Below are 1,239 nucleotides of genomic sequence, written 5' to 3' on the forward strand. Positions count from 1 at the left end.
GGCATCGTAAGCGTACTCGTTTGCCTGCTTCACGGCATCCTTGAACTCGAAACTTCCGTTGTAGGCAGATGCCGCCACGGCATCGTCCACACGGTTCAGGCGGTTGCCGTCCAGAGTCAAGGTCAGGTTGTCAACCAAGCCGTAAGCAGAAGCGGAAGTCTGACCGTAGCGTTGCAGGCTCTTGATGTTGCCGTTCTTGTCATAGGCGGTTACATTCTCACTGAAACGGTTCGTGTTCGCGTTGATGGCAGCCGTTTCGCCGTAGGTCGCGTTCAGCAGACGGTCCAGTCCGTCGTAGGTGAACTTGTAGCCGCGCAGGGTGCTTTCGTCCCCCGCCTTCCAAGTCATGCTGCTGATACTCCCATTGTATTTCGCAGTGCCGTTGCCGGTGTTGTAGTACAGGTTCTGGGTGAACTTGCTTCCGCTGATACCCGTCAGCCATCCGCGCACGTTGTAGGCGTAGGTCAGCCTGTTGGCGGCAGAGCCGTGCAGGGACTTGCTCTGCAAACGACCCAGGTTGTCGTATGTGTAGACGGCAAGCGGCACTTCACCCAAAGCGCCCGATTGATGCTTCAAGGTCAGCAACCTGCCCGTAGGGTCATAAGCATAGGTGCAGACTTCACTACGGGTAGGCTTGCCGGAAGCCGTATGCAAGTGGCGCCACTGCGTGGGCTGCCCCGTAAAGTTGTAGGAAGTAGACTCCGTATCCTTATCGCCAAGGAGGTTGGAACGCTGGCGCTGGATAAGACGGGAACGGGAATCATAATACAACACGCTGTAAAGCAGCCCGGTGCCCCCACCTGTCAGGTACGTCACACTGCCCGTCAACAAGCCACGGGCCTCGGACCGCGCACCATCACCGGAGGAGGTCAGAGAGTTGTCATACGTGTAGGCCGGAAAACCATTCTTGCCGAGGAAATCATAGCTGTCGTAATAGTTTACGCTGAGAAGGCTGATTACGGAAAGCTCACGGATGGTGGTTCCAGCCTTCACAACATAGCCCTGATAGATGCCGTTGCCTGTAAACTCTGCCTCGACGGCATCAACGTCCACGGGGAAGATTGCCGAACAGATGCCCGACAAGACAACACGGCCAAAGGCGTCAGGAATACTGAAAAGCCATTGGTTCTTTCCTCTCTGATTGCCGTCCTGCGTGAAAATAAGGCGGTCCGCCTTGTCGTACACATAGCGCACGGCATCACATCCGGGCAACTTTTTCGACACACAGCGGTCACGGGA

The 1,239-nt window shown here is 56.1% G+C and carries 1 pseudogene; it reads right to left on the reverse strand.

The annotated features are described in order from the left end of the window. Positions 1 to 1,239: pseudogene (locus JCM16496_RS22870) on the reverse strand (RHS repeat-associated core domain-containing protein); the annotation flags it as partial.

This window comes from Bacteroides rodentium JCM 16496 (assembly GCF_000614125.1).
Classification (GTDB): domain Bacteria; phylum Bacteroidota; class Bacteroidia; order Bacteroidales; family Bacteroidaceae; genus Bacteroides; species Bacteroides rodentium.